Here is a 2698-nt window from a genome sequence, read left to right as displayed (position 1 = left end):
GAATGGGCCAGAAAATGGGGCGACCGGCGACCATTCGTCGGCGCACTGACGATGGAGCTGACCACGGACGCCGACGAGGACGTAGCGTCGTGGATCGCCGCGGGAACACCGCCGATTTGCTTCGGTTCGGGAAGCATACCGCTCGAATCCCCCTCCGCCACAGTCGAAATGATTAGCTCGGCGTGCGCGAACCTCGGCGAGCGGGCCCTCCTGTGTTTCGGCGGAACTGATTTCAGCGACGTGCCGCACTTCGACCACGTCAAGGTGGTGGGCGTGGTGAATTACACAAAGATCTTCCCGGCCTGTCGTGCCGTCGTCCACCACGGTGGCTCCGGTACCACGGCTGCGGGTCTGCGCGCCGGAATCCCGACGTTGATCCTTTGGACCGCCGGAGACCAGCCATTTTGGGGGTCCCATATCAAACAATTGAGGGTGGGCACATCCCGCCGCTTCTCGTCGACCACCTGCGAAACGCTGGTCAAAGACCTGCGCATGATCCTCGCCCCCGAGTGCGCCGCTCGGGCCCGCGAGATCTCTGCCCAGATGACCAAGCCCGCTGACAGCGTGGGGCGCGCCGTCGATCTGCTGGAGAGCTTCACCCGCTCGGGACGCTGTGATCGCGCCACCGGAGTGAAGCGTAGTCCTTGAGATCGCGATGGCCCGAGGTGCAAGTTGGCAATTCGGACCAAGTTAGTGGATAGACTGCGAAACGCATTGAGGGCGTCGACGGACGTCTAGGCTCATGACCGGGAGTACTGGCATGCGGATTAAGGGGCAGCTTTGGCCGTGACTGACCACGACACGCGGTTTGCGTACCTGGACTTGCTCCGACGCGATTTGACCCGGTACGGCAATGACGAGTTGGTGCCCGTGGGCTGGTACCGCTTGGGGCGCCCTTTGTTCAGCACCCGCAATCTAATGCTCGTCCGCAAGCGCCCGTTCAATAAGCACGCGCGAGACCTGGGGCTGGATTGGCCGGCGGATGCCTTGACGATGATCGGTATGCAGCGGCTGACCAGCCTGCAGCATTGCGTGGAGACGGTGCTGGAAGAGGACATCCCCGGCGACCTGGTCGAGTGTGGCGTGTGGCGCGGCGGGGCGTCGATCTTGATGCGCGCGGTGCTGGCCGCACACGGGGACGAGAAGCGCTGCGTGTGGCTGTGCGACTCCTTCGCCGGCGTACCGCCGCCGGACGTCGCAAACTACAAGCAGGACAAAGGGATCACGCTGCACCGTCACGCGCGCATCCTCGGGGTGCCCGAATCCGAGGTGCGGGCTAATTTCGAGCGTTACGGGTTGCTCGACGATCAGGTACGGTTCGTTCCCGGCTGGTTCAAGGACACGCTGCAGGATGCGCCGATCGATCGCATCTCCGTGCTGCGCCTGGACGGCGATCTGTACGAGTCGACGATCCAGGCGCTCGATGCGCTTTATCCGCGGCTGTCGCCGGGTGGCTTCTGCATCGTCGACGACTACCACGCGATCAAGGCGTGCGAACAAGCCGTAACGGACTATCGGGCGAAGCACGGCGTGACCGCGGAGATCGTCGAGATCGACGGCACCGGCGTGCTGTGGCGCAAGTAGACGGTATTCGACAGGGCAATGCCGGCGCCTGAGCGGGTTGGCGAAATTCGGTGGCTACCAAAAGTTTTGCCGTTCGGGCGGGTGAACCGTTGAACCCGTCGTATTTGGCACGGGCTAGACGTCCGCCAATGCTATGGTTGCCGCCGTGGCAACAGGGCTGACAACCGGAACCCGCCTGCGGATGTGGTGGGTACGCACCGAGTACTGGCTCGCGCGGACCATCCTTCCCGACGTCTACGCCAACGACGCGCTGGTCACGTTCAATAACTTTCACGCGTTCCTGGACGATCCGGAGTTCCAGCGCGCCTATCGGCGCGGCGCCCGCTCCCTGGGCAAAGAGGATTGGTACCAGTGGCAGTGGCGCGTGCACGTGGGGCTGTGGGCGGCGGCCAGCGCCAGCAAGCTTGACGGCGACTTCGTCGAATGCGGCGTGAGCTACGGGTTCTTGAGCAGCGCCATCATGGAATACCTGGACTGGGACCGGCTGGGGAAGACCTTCTACTTGCTCGACACGTTCGCCGGACTCGACCCGCGCTTCGTCACCGAGAACGAACGCCGGGCCGGGGCACTGGAGATCAGCGAAGATCACCTGCGCAACGGGATGTATGCCAGTGGAGTCGAAAGCGTTCGCGCGAATTTCGCGGAGTGGCATAACCAGCGCATCATCGTGGGCGCGGTCCCGGAGACGCTCGACGAGGTCGACGCGACCGCCATCGCTTACCTGCACATCGACATGAACTGCGCCCCACCGGAAGTCGCCGCACTTCGCTATTTCTGGCCACGGCTCATACCCGGTGCCTTCGTGCTCCTGGATGACTACGCGAACCGGGGGCGCGACGAGCAGCGCGCCGCCATGGATGCGGTGGCAAATGAACTGGGTGTGAAGATCTGCGCGTTGCCCACGGGACAGGGCCTGCTGATCAAGCCGGCGAGTTAAGCAAGCGCTTCAGCCGGAAGCCTTCTCACGGGCGGCCTTTTCGAGCAGATCCGCAGCCTTGGCGACGCTTTCGGCGGGGGTTGTCATCCGAGTGGCGAGGTCGCGGGCTCGGGTGGCATATTCCGGGGCGAGGATCTCGCGAAGATCCGAGACAAGCGATTTCTCGGTGGTCTCCGA

Annotated in this window: 3 protein-coding genes and 1 pseudogene; 3 read left to right on the top strand and 1 reads right to left on the bottom strand. The window is 63.8% G+C overall.

The window, feature by feature from the left end; translation table 11 throughout:
- From A5697_RS21700 to A5697_RS21690, 3 genes are all read left to right on the top strand, one after another.
- Positions 1–648 (top strand): glycosyltransferase (locus A5697_RS21700; protein WP_369806142.1); only part of this gene is annotated, 648 nt, incomplete at its 5' end.
- Positions 649–780: 132 nt separating this feature from the next.
- Positions 781–1584: a TylF/MycF/NovP-related O-methyltransferase gene (locus A5697_RS21695; protein WP_067948468.1), complete on the top strand. Its 804-nt coding sequence runs from the start codon at positions 781–783 to the stop codon at positions 1582–1584.
- 133 nt (positions 1585–1717) lie between these two features.
- Positions 1718–2521: a TylF/MycF/NovP-related O-methyltransferase gene (locus A5697_RS21690; RefSeq protein WP_067948466.1), complete on the top strand. Its 804-nt coding sequence runs from the start codon at positions 1718–1720 to the stop codon at positions 2519–2521.
- Between the two features lie 9 nt (positions 2522–2530).
- On the opposite strand, the pseudogene A5697_RS28820 reads toward A5697_RS21690, so the two are convergent.
- Positions 2531–2698 (bottom strand): annotated as a pseudogene (locus A5697_RS28820) (hypothetical protein); the annotation flags it as partial.

The sequence above is a fragment of the Mycobacterium sp. E3251 genome (assembly GCF_001666835.1).
GTDB lineage: Bacteria > Actinomycetota > Actinomycetes > Mycobacteriales > Mycobacteriaceae > Mycobacterium.
This window is presented reverse-complemented; position numbering and strand designations above follow the sequence as displayed.

What these genes read in the sequence shown, in the direction of transcription:
- A5697_RS21690 (WP_067948466.1), top strand. Translation starts at nt 1,718, where the DNA reads ATGGTTGCCGCCGTGGCAACAGGGCTGACAACCGGAACCCGCCTGCGG.